The 14,703-nt window shown below is 37.3% G+C and carries 14 protein-coding genes; 2 read left to right on the plus strand and 12 right to left on the minus strand.

Features of this window, described 5'->3' with window-relative positions:
- Positions 1–29: 29 nt before the first annotated feature.
- From qrcA to hemL, 7 genes are all read right to left on the minus strand, one after another.
- Entirely contained in the window at positions 30–701 is a 672-nt protein-coding gene (qrcA, locus tag BLT94_RS09460) for a menaquinone reductase multiheme cytochrome c subunit QrcA (RefSeq protein WP_092233245.1), read from the minus strand.
- A gap of 208 nt (positions 702–909) precedes the next feature.
- The gene (ccsB, locus tag BLT94_RS09465) at positions 910–1,743 is read right to left on the minus strand and encodes a c-type cytochrome biogenesis protein CcsB (protein ID WP_014957384.1); all 834 of its coding nucleotides are present in this window, start codon (positions 1,741–1,743) and stop codon (positions 910–912) included.
- 5 nt (positions 1,744–1,748) lie between these two features.
- Positions 1,749–3,110 carry a cytochrome c biogenesis protein ResB gene (gene resB / locus BLT94_RS09470; protein ID WP_092233246.1) on the minus strand — a complete coding sequence of 454 codons (1,362 nt, stop codon included), beginning with the start codon at positions 3,108–3,110 and terminating at the stop codon, positions 1,749–1,751.
- 253 nt (positions 3,111–3,363) lie between these two features.
- On the minus strand, positions 3,364–3,801 hold the full coding sequence (locus BLT94_RS09475; RefSeq protein WP_092233249.1) for a bacteriohemerythrin: 438 nt from the start codon (positions 3,799–3,801) through the stop codon (positions 3,364–3,366).
- A complete protein-coding gene (locus tag BLT94_RS09480; RefSeq protein ID WP_092233254.1) occupies positions 3,798–3,998 on the minus strand; it encodes a hypothetical protein in 201 nt (66 codons plus the stop codon). The genes BLT94_RS09475 and BLT94_RS09480 overlap by 4 nt, the downstream gene beginning before the upstream one ends.
- Positions 3,995–5,380: a UDP-N-acetylmuramate:L-alanyl-gamma-D-glutamyl-meso-diaminopimelate ligase gene (gene mpl / locus BLT94_RS09485; protein ID WP_092233256.1), complete on the minus strand. Its 1,386-nt coding sequence runs from the start codon at positions 5,378–5,380 to the stop codon at positions 3,995–3,997. The genes BLT94_RS09480 and mpl overlap by 4 nt, the downstream gene beginning before the upstream one ends.
- A gap of 6 nt (positions 5,381–5,386) precedes the next feature.
- Positions 5,387–6,670: a glutamate-1-semialdehyde 2,1-aminomutase gene (gene hemL / locus BLT94_RS09490; protein WP_092233259.1), complete on the minus strand. Its 1,284-nt coding sequence runs from the start codon at positions 6,668–6,670 to the stop codon at positions 5,387–5,389.
- 557 nt (positions 6,671–7,227) lie between these two features.
- Between hemL and BLT94_RS09500 the strand changes: the two genes are divergently transcribed.
- A complete protein-coding gene (locus tag BLT94_RS09500) occupies positions 7,228–9,051 on the plus strand; it encodes an ABC-F family ATP-binding cassette domain-containing protein (protein WP_092233265.1) in 1,824 nt (607 codons plus the stop codon).
- Positions 9,052–9,059: 8 nt separating this feature from the next.
- Here the strand turns inward: BLT94_RS09500 and BLT94_RS09505 are convergent, their stop codons facing one another.
- Together BLT94_RS09505 and BLT94_RS09510 are read right to left on the minus strand one after the other, a co-directional pair.
- On the minus strand, positions 9,060–10,076 hold the full coding sequence (locus tag BLT94_RS09505) for a tetratricopeptide repeat protein (RefSeq protein ID WP_092233268.1): 1,017 nt from the start codon (positions 10,074–10,076) through the stop codon (positions 9,060–9,062).
- Between the two features lie 31 nt (positions 10,077–10,107).
- Positions 10,108–12,096, minus strand: coding sequence for a class I adenylate cyclase (locus tag BLT94_RS09510; RefSeq protein ID WP_322787277.1), 1,989 nt, complete (start codon positions 12,094–12,096; stop codon positions 10,108–10,110).
- Between the two features lie 126 nt (positions 12,097–12,222).
- Here BLT94_RS09510 and BLT94_RS09515 point away from each other — a divergent pair, with 126 nt between their 5' ends.
- On the plus strand, positions 12,223–13,230 hold the full coding sequence (locus tag BLT94_RS09515) for an HDOD domain-containing protein (protein WP_092233274.1): 1,008 nt from the start codon (positions 12,223–12,225) through the stop codon (positions 13,228–13,230).
- Between the two features lie 4 nt (positions 13,231–13,234).
- Here the strand turns inward: BLT94_RS09515 and BLT94_RS09520 are convergent, their stop codons facing one another.
- From BLT94_RS09520 to BLT94_RS09525, 3 genes are all read right to left on the minus strand, one after another.
- Complete coding sequence (locus tag BLT94_RS09520; protein WP_092233277.1) at positions 13,235–13,726, minus strand: cyclic nucleotide-binding domain-containing protein; 492 nt, start codon at positions 13,724–13,726, stop codon at positions 13,235–13,237.
- Positions 13,727–13,791: 65 nt separating this feature from the next.
- On the minus strand, positions 13,792–13,959 hold the full coding sequence (locus BLT94_RS21980; RefSeq protein ID WP_173391122.1) for a hypothetical protein: 168 nt from the start codon (positions 13,957–13,959) through the stop codon (positions 13,792–13,794).
- A 32-nt stretch (positions 13,960–13,991) separates the two neighbouring features.
- Positions 13,992–14,702 carry a 16S rRNA (uracil(1498)-N(3))-methyltransferase gene (locus tag BLT94_RS09525; protein WP_092233280.1) on the minus strand — a complete coding sequence of 237 codons (711 nt, stop codon included), beginning with the start codon at positions 14,700–14,702 and terminating at the stop codon, positions 13,992–13,994.
- Position 14,703: the final 1 nt, after the last annotated feature.

Consider the following 14,703-nt stretch of genomic DNA (forward strand, 5'->3'; position numbering starts at 1 on the left):
AGTTTTGAATTCTTGTTTTTCAGGTGTTTTTACTTGTGGCACTGGAAACAATAACCCTGATGGCCTGTTTCCTCTTTGTGACACTCTGCGCAGTCATCCATCTTCATACGATCCCAGGAATGTTTTTTAATTCCCCAGATGCTTTTACCCCAGATATCACGACTGTAGCCGGTAATCCTGTTCTCTTCATAGGGTCTTGAAGATGTTGATTCTCCAATCGGGCCATGACATGCTACGCAATCCATACCGGCAGCCTGGGTGTGTGCCCCATGGGAGAAAAAGACACAATCCGGTTGTCGCGAATAAACATACCAGGGTATTTCTTTCTCATTTGCCACATACTCTTCTACGAACAGAGCCTCATCTTCTGTTTCACCCAAAGGCTCTTCAGAATGACAATCCAGGCAGGCAGCGAGCTTGGGGATACCGGTAAAACTGCCGTCTTCCCTAAAAGAATGGCATGCATCACAATCACCGGCCTCACCAACATGAAGCGCGTGATCAAAATTAAAAGGTTGCTCTTTTTTTGAATAGAGCAATTTGGGAAACAACAGAGTACCGGATAAAAAGCATACAACAAATGCAACAATAAAAAAGATGATGCCAAGTCCTAATCCTTTATCATCTTTTGCATCTCCGGCAGTGCATTCCCCCGCACTCTCCATAGAACCATTTTCAGTTTTGTTTTCTATTTCACTCATGAAAACTCCATCAATTTAAAATGTTGATGATACGTTAACCATTTTATCCGGGCCACAATCTATCAAAGCTTTAACCCGGACTATTTCCTTTGCAGACAGTTATCTTAAACTGTTTTGCAATCACGTCCATAATTTGCGTTAATCTATATTAATATCTTGTTTTCTTGTCAAGACAAATTAAGACAACACCGGCAATGATCAAGGATGGTTAAGCGTAACTATGAAGACCGCTAAGCAAATAATTTACTCCGAAATAAGTAAACAAAACAGCTATGAAACCGATAATGGAAACCCAGGCAAGCTTTCTGCCATACCAGCCTTTCATCATTCTTAAATGCATGAAAATAGCATAAACAAACCAGGTAATAAGAGACCAGGTTTCTTTGGGGTCCCAGCCCCAGTACTTACCCCATGCTGAATTGGCCCAGACAGCACCGGTAATAATGCCGATGGTAAGAAAAAGAAATCCGAAAACCACCATCTGATACGTCAATTCATCAATGAGTTCCCATGAAGGAAGCTTTGCAAATATGGATTTGGCATCAGGATTTTTTGGTTTGACAAAATACATGATACTGAACCCGAAAGCTACGGCAAAACCTGAATAACCTAAAAAACAGGTAATAACATGGGCGATGAGCCAATTACTTTTCAGTGCCGGGATTAAGGGGGAAATCTTACTGCTGATATCAGGAGAAAGGGATGCATAGGCAATGGCAAGAAATACCAGAGGAGATGCAAACACGCCGATAATGCGTTCTTTGTATTTTAATTCAACAAAAATATAAAGGATGGCAACCGTCCAGGAAAAAAACACCAGGGATTCATACATATTGGCAAAGGGCGCATGACCGTACCCCATCTGATAAGACTCGATCCACCGTAAAATAATACCGGCGGTATTTGCCAAAAACCCGATTACCAGGACAATAAACCCAAGTTTTGAAAGAACTTGCTTTTTAAAGGTAAAAGACCCGATATAAAAAACCGAGGCCAGCGCATAAATAAATGTTGCAGAAGATAATGCAAGAGAACTATTCATAAGAATTACTTATCCTTTAATTTTGTTACAATTTTTTGAATTTTAAGTTTCATTCCCTGGCGGTTTCGATTGGTGCTGCCTGAAACAAAAACCTTTGAACCATTGCCTTGGGAGGAGTTAATTTCAATATAACAGGACTGATGCGACATAAAAAAAGTAATCCAGCATCCGATAATCATCAGGATAAAGCCTGAATAAACATACCATATTCCAGGATCTTTGGTAATCTGAAGACCTGTATAGTATTTTTTTTCAAATTCTTTGATGACAAAGGCAAAGGTCCCTTTTCTCATCTTATCAAAAGTCGGGAATTTGACGGGAATACCAATTTGAAAACTTTTGCCGTCATTTTGTGTGATTCTTCCTATAAATGCTTCTCCAAGATTATGACCTCTGAAATCAAAATGGGGCAAAAAACCTTCAAGTTTGAATAATCCCTGATCCTGGGGCAATTGAATTTCATCCCCGATTTTGACGATTTTGCTTGTAACATGGTTGTCAGACTGTTGGATCATATCAAGCTGGACCCTGTCCGGTTTAGCCGTGCCGTAAGAGGATTGAAAAATATTGATGCCTTTGTATCTGAGAGGATGATTGACAAGGATATCTTTGGTAAAACTTTCTTTGCCGTTCTCAATTATCGTCAAATTTGATTTAAACTCTTCAGGTGCCCCTGTATCGTAAAATTTAACATCAAAGTCATTACACCGGATGGAAAAATCAAGTTTTACCGGCACTCTTTTTTTAACGACAAAAACCGTGTCAGAGGTTTCTCCCTCATCCAATTGCAGGTTGGCCTTGAATCCAAAAACAGACCCGATTAATGCCCCGATGAGCAACAAAAGAATACTGGAATGCACTACATATACACCAATTCTTGTCCATCTTCCTTTTTCCGCAAACATCATGGTACCGGTGTCGGTTTTTTCTTTAATGACTTTTCCAATTGTTTTGGATAAAACGCTTTCATAAGCTTCGGACAAGGATGAAGCATCTTTATCAACCTTAAACGTTTCACAATTTTTTAACTTCCTGAACCGTTCCGGATTAAACGTGACTTTTTTGGGAAAAGTAATTTTCCATGTAAAGGAAAGCCTCTCAATTGAACATACAACTATATTGATACACAGCATAAAGATCAGGGCAAGAAACCACCATGCATTATACATATCGTCAATATTTAAAACCTTAATCAATTTATAAAACGCTTCGCCATAAAGCTTTACATATTGCTGGCCTGTTCCATTCTGGAGGATAACCGTTCCAATAATAGATGTGCTTGCAAGAAGCACAAGCAGATAAACGGTCAGTTTTACAGAACAAAAAAACCGCCAGATTAATTCGGGAATTGTTTGATTTTTTTTCAAAATTTTTTCTTTCTTTCTTGTTTATTTTTTTCGATACGATAAAGGGCCGCTAAAAATTTTTTGATCAACTTAAAGAAACAGTCGTTCTTATCATTGCTCTCATCATTTTATAGTCATGGCTATAATCACGGTTATAGCAATGACTATCAGGTTAAAACTCTTTTTTGTATATCAAAATTATCCTTTGTCCGCAAAATATTTTCACATACATGATTAATTGATAATGTTCCGTATTCCCAAATAAAAAAAAATTTTAATTTTTACGTTTTGATTCTTCTATATACTTATCAATCCTTAAAAACGGAATATACAAAGAATCCAAAGTAAGGATATGATCTATCAACCAGTCTCTTAATTCTTTTATTACCTCACCTGTTAAATTTCCAATATCGTCGGAAATCTCTCGCCGCAAAGTGATGGATGCCTTGGTAAATTGACGATGGGCCTTGGCATGGGCTCCGAAGTCAGGATATCCTTTTTTTTTCAAGTATCTTTCTTCTGCGCTGAAATAAAATTTACTGTATTCGTTTATATCTGAAACCATATTGATACAATCTTTGTTGTCTGTTTTTGTTTTTTTCATATCAATCAACTGGTTGAACAATTCAAACATCTTTTTCTGATGCACATCTATTTCTTCAATATCAACGCTATATTTGGGGTCCCACTCTATTTTTTCAATATCAATCATTTTTTATCTCCTTTTATTCTTCTTTCAAAAAACATTGTTCCCACAACAGCTATAGAAATAATAATGGCAACTAAGACTGCAAATTTAAACCCACTATCGCCAAATTTTGGATAAACTAAAAAAGGAACAATATATAAATATAACACCATATGAAAGATACCAATTCCAATAATACGAAATATGATCTTTTTTTTCATTCAATAGACTCAAGTAATTTGTTGTGAATATTATCAAATCCGCCATTTGACATGATTAAAACAAGATCGTTACTTCTTAATTCAGGCTTCAAGAAATTTATAACCGCATCACTGTTTTCAAAATGATATGCCGATATCCCCTTTGTTTCTATGTCTGCCACAAGTTTTCGGATGGAAAATTTTTCTTTTTCAGGTATGTTTTTTTTAACTTGCGGCTCACAAACACACACCATATCTGCATCCAAAAATGAATCAGGATAGATATCTTGAAAAACATTTCGCATGCTTGTGTTTGTTCTGGGTTCAAACACTGCAATCACCCTGCCGTCTTTATAGAATGGTTTTACCGCCTTAATGGTTTCTCTGACTGCTGTGGGGTGATGGGCAAAATCATCCATTACCGTAATACCTTGTTTTATGCCCCTAACCTCCTGTCGTCTTTTTATGCCGGAAAAAGTTTTCAAAGCACGGCATACAATTTGATCATTAATACCTATCCTATGGGCTGCGGCAATGCAGGCAAGACAATTAAACAGGTTATGCCGGCCAACCAGGTCTGTTTCAACACAAATGGCTTTATCAGGCCCTTGAACATCAAAAAAAGTTTTTGATGTTTTTTGCATATGATTTGAAAAAGACCATTGACCCTTATTTCCATAGGTCTCAACAGATGCTTTTGAAGCGGTAAGAATCTGATTTAAATTGTCATTGTTATCAAATGCAATGATATGACTGGTTTTTTCATTTTTTTTTACAAACTTTGAAAAAACAGTCTTGATATGATCAATGCCTGTAAAAATATCTGCATGATCAAATTCAATTCCTGTCATGATGATTATGTCGGGATCATAATGCATAAACTTGGGCCCTTTATCAAAAAAAGCCGTGTCATATTCATCCCCCTCAATCACCATATACTCACCGTTTCCTATCCTGAAACTTGAATTAAAATCCTTTAAAATACCTCCGATCATAAAAGACGGGTCCATTCCCGCCTCAAACAGGATATGAGCCATGATGGACGAGGTGGTGGTTTTCCCGTGGGTTCCCGTCACCAGGATAATTTTTTTATCCTTTGCAATAAACTTATTCACGGCCTGGGGCATTGATATATAGGGAATACCTTTTTTTAATACTGCCTGGGCTTCAACATTGTGCCGTGTTATTGCATTGCCGATAACCACAAGATCAGGCGAATGATCCAGATTTGCCTCATCATATCCCTCAAAAAGCTTGACCCCCTTGTCTGCTAAAAAATCACTCATGGGCGGATAAACATTCTGGTCGGAACCTGATATTGAATACCCCATATCCTTTAGAATGCAAGCAAGGGTTCCCATTCCGGTGCCGCAGGCAGCAATCAAATGTATTTTTTTTACCATGTCAGGTTACAAATCTGCCATTGCCTGCTGTGCAGCTGCAATGGTCTTATCAATATCATCGTCAGAGTGGGCAAGAGACAAAAAGCAGGCTTCAAATTGTGAGGGTGCAAGGTATACACCTTTTTCAAGCATGATCCGGTAAAATTTTGCAAATTGTTCCAAATCACATTTTTTAGCATCATCAAAATTATGAACATCTTCTCCTGTAAAAAAGAATCCTGCCATGGAACCGATATGGCCTGTTTTCAAGCTGATGTTGTTATCGTCCGCAGCAGACTGTAAACCGGTCATCAATTTTTCTGTTTTATCATCAAGGGCTTTGTAAACACCTTTTTTCTTAAGCTCCGTCAAAGTGGCAATTCCTGCTGCCATTGCCAGAGGATTGCCGGAAAGAGTTCCTGCCTGGTACACGGTTCCCACGGGTGCGATATGATCCATTATCTCTTTGCGGCCACCATAGGCCCCGACAGGCAAGCCACCGCCAATAATTTTTCCAAAGCAGGACAGATCCGGTGTAATGCCAAACAGACCCTGGGCAGATCCTCTTGCAACCCTGAATCCTGTCATCACCTCATCAAAGATAAGAAGTGACCCAAATTTTGATGTGACTTTCCGCAAGGTTTCAAGAAAACCGTTGACAGGAGGCACCATACCCATATTACCGGCAACAGGTTCAACAATGACGCAGGCAACTTTGTCTCCCTTTTCTTCCATTATTTTTACAAACCCATCAATGTCATTGAATTTCAAAGACAATGTATTTGAAATAACTGACTTGGGTATACCGGGGCTTCCCGGGATATTCAGTGTTGCAATCCCTGACCCTGCTGCTACAAGAAGGGTGTCGGCATGACCATGATAACAGCCGTCAAACTTTATGATTACATCCCTGCCGGTATATCCGCGGGCAAGACGAACCGCACTCATGGTGGCTTCCGTTCCTGAATTAACCATTCTTATTTTTTCCACAGAAGGCACAAGTTCTACCACAAGACGGGCAAGATCTGTTTCAAGTTCAGTTGGCGCACCAAAACTGGTCCCGGTTTCAATTACCTTTTTCAAGGCTTTGATAACACAAGGCGGCCGGTGTCCTAAAATCAAAGGACCCCAGGAAAGCACATAATCAATATATTCATTTGCATCAGCATCATAAACCCTGCTCTGGTTTCCTTTTTCTATGAACACTGGCCTGCCACCGACAGATCCACAAGCTCTTACCGGGGAGTTTACCCCTCCCGGGATTAAATCCATGGCTTGTTTAAAAAGGTTTTCTGATTTTGCTGTAGACATATTTTTCCCCTTCATTTAAAAAAACTTAAATTTCATCATCATAAACAAATGAATATATCAAACCTGGAATTAAAGGGTCAACCGCTTTTTGTAAAGGCCATTGAAGAATCACATAAAAAAAACTATTTATGCATTTGCTTGCAACCTGAAATGATGTGTTTATAAATGCTGTTCAAACGAAATTTTCATCTCAAAGTCAATGACTTGAAGTTCAATGAATTGGCGATAAACAAATAGATTTGATTTTTTAAAACCAACACTGTAGAATCAGCCCCCTGATGTTGCAATAATAAAACATGACAAAAGGAAAATATTTCTTTATGAAATACAGGTGGTGGTTTTTTCAGATTATAATGACGCTGGTTTCTGTTTTTTTTCTGATCTTTGGATTGGATCTATTAATCAGTGCCTATTCTTTGAATAATCCTTTCAATTTTATTATGACCTTTTTTGCAGCAAGTTTTATTATTTTGATTAGTTTAACCCTGATGATCAGTTTTTTAATTAAAATGGTCAGGGTCTACCGTCACATTAAAAACAATACCAATGAATAACTTATGAGTCTAATTTTCAGCCTTAAAAACATTTCAAAAACATATGGCGATGATACCCTTTTTCAGGACCTGTCCATTGATTTTAAATCAAATGAACAGCTTGGGCTTATCGGAATGAACGGATCGGGTAAATCAACGCTGTTAAAGCTCATTGCCGGTCAAACCCAACCCGACACTGGTGAGTTGATAACAAAAACAGGCTTAAGATTTATCTATCTGCCACAAGAAGATCAGCTTAATCCGGACCAGACAGTGGAACAACTCTTATACGACAGTATTAAAGACAGCACTTTTGATGATAAACAGCGCCATAAAATTGTTCAAAAATTATTGGGAAAAGGCAAATTTGTCGATCCGACCATTACGTCAAAACAATTGTCGGGCGGATGGAAAAAAAAATTAGCGATTACCAGGGCCCTTTGCTGTAAACCTGATATTCTTTTATTGGACGAACCAACCAATCATCTTGATATTAACGGTATCTTATGGCTGGAAGACATTTTGAAAACAGCTGATTTTTCATTTATCGTTGTCAGTCATGATCGAACCTTTCTTGAAAATGTATGTTTAAATGTGATGGAAATCGGCAGATATTATGCTTCCGGGTATTTTAAAATCCAGGGCCAGTATCAAAAATTTGAAAAAGAGAGAAATAAATTTTTAGATGCCCAACAAAAAAAACAGATCTCTTTAGCCGGCAAAATGAGACGAGAGGATGAATGGCTCAGACAAGGCCCCAAAGCCAGAAGCACCAAAGCAAAATATCGAATTGAACAGGCCCAAAAACTGAGAATGGAGTTGTTTGCCTTAAAAGACAGGAATAAAAATACAGCCAAGGTGGAGATTGACTTTCACGCCACAGGCAGACAGACTAAAAAACTGTTACGGGCCTATAATCTGAAAAAAAGCATGGATGGGAAAAATTTATTTTCTGATCTTACCTTTGAAATAGGTCCCGGATTTTGCCTTGGAGTTGTTGGAGAAAACGGCAGCGGGAAGTCTACGTTCTTATCCATCCTTGAAAAAAAAATCCTGCCTGATGATGGCAAGGTTGAATGGGCACAAGACCTGAAAATATCCGTATTTGATCAAACCCGTTCAAGTCTGAATCCCCAGCACACCTTGAAACAAGCCCTCAACCCCGGCGGCTCAGACAGTGTTAATTATAAAGGCCGCTCCATCCATGTGGTAACCTGGGCAAAGCGGTTCCTGTTTATGCCGGACCAGCTTGATATGCCGGTCAAAAATCTTTCCGGCGGTGAAAAGGCAAGGATCATAATTGCAAATATCATGCTGACCCCTTGTGATATACTTCTTCTGGACGAACCCACCAATGATCTTGATATATTGTCCCTGGAAGTCCTTGAGGATAGCATACGGCAATTTCCAGGAGCGGTTATCCTCGTTTCCCATGACCGTTACCTTATGGACAAAGTCTGCCACAAAATTTTATATCTTGATACGGCTGCACAAGCCCGGTTTTTTAAAGATTTTCAACAAATTATGAATTACCGGCAAACCCTAACCCTGATTCAAAAACCTGAAAAAGTTGAAAAACAGACAAAAAACAGACAAACAGAGAAAAAACCTGCAACCATTGCGTTTTCATATAAAGACAAATATGAGTTAGACCATATAGAAGAAAAAATTCTTGAAGCTGAAGATGAGGTTGAAGGCCTGACCGCTAAAATTCAACACCCTGAAATTATCAGTCATCCTGAAAAAATGAAGCACTATTGTTCTTTGCTAAAACAGACACAAGAACAGGTTCAAGAGCTGTATGACAGATGGGAATATCTTGAAGAAAAAAAAGCCGGGGCTGATTAAGCTTCACATTAAACCATCCCAAGGTCAATGGCCTTTATAACCTGTTTTGCTTCCTGAAATCCCGGATCTTTTTCAAGGGCTTGCTGAAATTTTTTTTTTGCTGCTGAAATGTCTTTCATATCCAGGTAGAGCCGGCCGATATTATAATAGATATAGGGTTCATCCGGATGGACTTTCAAGGCTTTTTTGTATTGGTTCAGTGCAGTTTGTGGGTCCCCTTTTTTTCTGTATAAAACACCAAGGGTATTAAATATATTCAGTGAATTTGTACCTGATTCAAGAATTTCATTGAGAACATCTTCTGCAGCTCCTATTTTATCCGAATCCATATATATTTCAGCTGCCTGATGCATACACTCCTCTGCCTTTGCAAAATTCCCCATTAGCTTGTAAACCCGGCCCATCTCTTCATAAGCCTTGGCAAAAAGTTTGTCCAGGCGTGTTGCCATGGAAAAAGCTTCAATTGCTTCCGTATGCTTGCCCTGTAATGTTTTACAATACCCGATATTAAAATAGATTTCAGGAGCAATTTCTTTTTTTTTGATAACTGAGGTAAAAACTTCTATCGCCTTACCATATTCTTTTTTTTCTATTAACCGGATGCCTTGATTGACTGTATTCTCAGTTTTTCGGATCACAGGTGCTTTAAGCTTTTTAAGGGCAGACGGTATTTTACGGTGTATCACTTTTTCATCATAAGGTGTCACAAAAAGACCTGTTACACCTGTCTGCCCTGCCTTTATGACTTTGATTTTTGTAAATGCATTGTCTGCCAGAAAAAACGGAGTATCAAAAAGGCTGTCATCCCGCCTGATAATCTTAAGCAATGCAAGACCGGAAATTTCTTTCATTTCATAAGCTGCTATGACGCAATCAATTTTTCTGTCTTTCAAAATACCCCAGGCAGTATCCCCGTCATCAGCCAACAGTAAATGATTAAACCCAACTGTTTTCATCATTGTGTCCAGTTGCTGCAATTTGTGCTTGTCATCATCAACTAATAAAATCTGCTTATTTTCTTCCATCCAGTCCCCTGTAATATTGTCTAAAAGACCCCTACAATATGTCTAAATATGGTTTTTTCTTTATGCTCATGGCGGTACTATCCGGGCAAGCCAATTCATAATATGCTTTTTTAAGCTGACAAACGATATCAGGATCATGGGTATCGGAAAATTGAAAAATAAACAATCTTAAATTATCATCTGAATATTTTAACATGAGATTTGCCATTTGGCTGCATTGCACCTGCCTGTTGTTTGTTGGTGCAAACTCGATACTGTCAAGAAATAACTCACCCCAGTTATTGGAAATCAGGAACTCAGCCTTAATGATACCGGGAGTATCATAAAATAAAAGAATCATCATTTTTGACCATGATGCATCATGATCATAGCAAGAATCCGACAAAGGTTTTAATGGCTGAAATGCCATATATAGGGTATCTGCAGTAATGGCAGTATCAGATGATTCAAACAGCAAAAAATTTGTATGAAGTATTATGGATGCAGTTTGTCGCCGGTAAAGCTGATTTTCTAAAATCCACCCCATAACCCCTAAAAAATGGGAATGCTTATAAACCTTATCCATTCTTTGACCGGTTTTAGTCTGAAAATTAACTTCCCATAAATTTGTTTTTTTTATGATATCCAGATACAAAATATGTCTTCGCTTTAAATAGGTTGAACATTCAGAAATTTTATCAGCACTTTTTCGCAGCCTCTCCCTTGTTTTATTTCTTAAAATAATCCAGTTTCTTTTTTCAGTTCTGCTGTCAAAACGATGATTTATTTTACCGGTTTTCCGAATGGCATAATTATACATCTGTGCAAGCCTGTGAATATATGTTTTTTCCAGAACCAGTTTTTCCGACTCTGACCAGTTTGAATACGATAACAATTTTTTTACCTGGTTTTTATTCAACTTCCATCTGCGGATATACTTATCCAACAAATACCTTTTGGGAGTATTTTTATCAGGAAGCTTTACATCAGGATACTCGCATAACCTGAAAAAAACAGCATTCTTTATCAGATTAATCCCTTTTGGATCTTCAATGTCATGAAATTCAAGAATTTGATCAAAAAGAACTTTATAAGGGTCAACACCATAATCGTCTATCCCGGCAGTTGAATATCCCTGTTTTATTTTTTCACATAATAAAGTTTGGGGTAACTTTTGACTGAACCCATAACAAAAAATCATTGTGGCTTTGATAACGGCTTTAATCGGATCGGCTTTGGATTTACAGATATGCCACAAAAATCCTTTTAAGACCTCTTCAATGGGAAAGGATGTTATCTGTCCAAGATCAATCAAATCATCATACATGGATAAAATCTGTGCGGTTAAGCCATCCGCATTCCATATTCCCGTTTTTTCAAGGTCCTTTTCTCCAGGCAAAACAGACCAGACAGGAATTTTACCGGCGATCATCAAAAATGTTCTGTAAAACTCTTCCTTTAAAAATATTTTTGGTACGGTAAGCGTTTCTTCACCCTTAAATGGAGCATAACAATTATTTTTAATTTCCCTTTGATCCATTATAAAAAAACTTACTTTTTGATCATATGATTCCCTGCAGTATTTCAATATGGCATCCAGTTTTTTTTCAAGGGCTTCATAGCGTTCTTTAGAAAACTTTTTTTTATCTATGATGATCCAATAATCAAAATCCGAGCCAATTGACTGTGTAAAGGTGCCGATGCTTCCAATATGATAGAATCCAAGAATTGCCGGGCTATTAATCATATTATGTTCAACGATGGATTTTGGAAAAATTTTTGTTTTTATAACCTCTTTATAGAACCCGGATTGCTCAAAATTCCAGATACCGTGAGATTTAACCCTTGTCTCGATAAATCCCGGATATTCTGGAGAGTTAATATGCAGTAAGAACGGTATTTTTATAAAAATCTCTAACTTTTTTGCGGTTAAATTACGAACAGCCTCCCGCATTCTGACCATGTTATAATTGGAAAAAGCAGATCGGTTTTTCTCGATTTGGATTTTAAGATTGTTTAATATTTTCTTGTTTTTAATGATAACAAAGACCTTTTATACATATATATAAACCCATTGAAAAGGGCGCAAAAAAAGTCTATTATTCACACATTATATTGCTGAATACAAAGGTTTTTTAATTTTTTTTGTTTTTAATTTGGAGAATAAATGACGGATTGTGCAACACCCCATGCCGGTATTGAATTGGATGTGATAAATTTATCCAAAGACAATAAACAGTCTCTTTTTAAAAGCAATTTAAACTCGAACAACAGCAAAATAAATTATCAAGCATTTATTAAATATATTTTAAAAAAAATGCTTGATAATACTTCTTTTTTATCATTTTCAACTCAAATTAAAAATGTTAACCAAATCTTGAAAATGAAGTACTCTTCCGCCAATGATATTGCCAATGTTATTTTAAAAGATGTGGCCCTGACAACCAAATTATTAAAGCTTGTAAATTCTTCATTTTACGGTCAATTCTCAAACAAGGGGATTACATCCATTTCAGAAGCCATGATCATCTTAGGAACACAAGAAATAAAACTTGCAGCAGCCAGTCTTAAAATTTATGACTTCATGCAGAATATTGCAACCATTAAAATTTTAAAGGTAAAAACACTCAGATCCTTGCAGCGAAGTATCATTGCCCGTCAAATAGCTCTTGACGAAGAAATTAAAGATGCCGAAGCCATTCAAATCAGTGCAATGCTGTATGATTTTGGTGAATACCTGGTTGCCTTATTTTCACCTGAGGTTTTTATCACCATAGAACTGCTTTTAGATGAAAACCGCCTGACACGGGATCAGGCTTCCAAATCCATCATTGGCATATCCTATGGCATGCTGGGACGATTTATGGCATCAAAATGGAATTTGCCCGAGTCTATCATCCATGCCATGAAACCGGTTGAAAATATCAATTGTTCAAAAAACGACATGACCATAGAGGAATTTAAACGCACTATCTGTGCATTCTCAAATGAATTGTGCAATATTGATTTTTCCATGGGAGATGACCATATTCGAAAAAAAATAATGGAAATTTCAACAAATTATGAAAGCTGCCTTGAAATTCCGGCTTCAAAATCCGTTGAATTATTAAAAATGTCACGGCATAAAATCACTCAGCATTCATCCATTCTAAAAACGAGTACAAAAAAAATTTAGAATTCTATTTCTCCATATAATCGACTAATTTTCCCGTAGTTTTTCTCAAGTGCTGACTGATTAATTTTGAAATTTTCCATAAAATCTGAAGTCCTAACTTGGGATGGTCTTCAGCAATATCCAATAAATTTTTTTTTGAAATAAAAAAAATAATGGAATCTTCTGCTGCTATGCCTGTTGCGGATCGAGGCTCTCCATCCAGCAGTGCCATTTCTCCAAAGGTTTGTGAACTTTTTAATCTGGCTATTTTTTTTATTTGATCATCACTTTTCTTGAGGATATCAATTGATCCTTTAACAATAATGCCAAGACTTTCTTCTTTTTGCCCTTCTTTGAAAATAACCGCCCCTTTTTTTGCCCTTACCGGATGGATATAATGACAGATTGTACGGATGTGATCCCAGGAAAACTCATTGGACCATTTGGTTTTTTCAAGAATCTGGGCATATTTTACATATTTTTCGTAATCAAGTTTTGTTTCAGTCTGGTTGCCCATTAATACCCCTTAAATAATGAATTCACTTGTTTATAATTTAAAGGGTATGCACAAAACTGTCAAATTTAATCTTTAACAATAAACTCGTCGAGTTTTTCAAACAAAGAATCAGGCCACACTTCAGCATAAAGAAAAATTTCTTTTTCTTCCTCAGTCAAGCTTTCTTTAATACTCGGCGGCAAGCTGTCATAGGACATCTGCCGTTCCTTATCAATTTTCTTTTTATCTTTCATATAAAAGTTCCTTGAAATAGAGTTCTTGTTTTTTAAGAATACAGCCGAGAAATCAAATATGTAACCGCTGTTTCAACCTTTAAAATTCTTTGTCCGATATGACAGGAAAAAAAACCTTGTTTTTCCAGAGTTTGCACTTCAATATCGATAAATCCCCCTTCCGGTCCAACAGCAAGGGTTATCGCCTTGTTCACACCGGACGGACAGAGAGTTGGTGTTTTAGGGTGAGCCGTCATACACAAGGTGTTTTTTGAAATCAAAGGCAGTTCCTCATTTACAAACCGGGTAAAAAATCGTTTTTGATGAATTTGAGGCAATACCGTATCCCGGCTTTGTTCCAGACCCAGAACCATCTGCTTTCTAAGATGATCTTCATTCAGCCATGGACTTTGCCAGAAACTTTTTTCCACTCTCCACGAATTGATCAGATAAATTTGTTTGACCCCCATACTGGTAACGCTTTCGATGATCCGTTTGAGCATTTTTGGCCTTGGAAGGGCTAACAAAAGGGTTAACGGCAATGGTTTTGGGGGGTCAGTATCAAGATGAATTTTCATCTCAAGAAAATCACGGGAGATTTTTGTTATCAGGCCAGTACCTATTTTATCATTTAAAAGTCCGCACGCCAGCCGATCATTTTTTGCAACCTTGTTTACCGATATGAGATGCTTAAAACGTCTTCCTTGAATAACGACATAATTCTTGTCAATAAAATCCTCATTTTCCAACAGAACAAGATTCATA

The sequence above is a fragment of the Desulfobacula phenolica genome (assembly GCF_900105645.1).
GTDB lineage: Bacteria > Desulfobacterota > Desulfobacteria > Desulfobacterales > Desulfobacteraceae > Desulfobacula > Desulfobacula toluolica.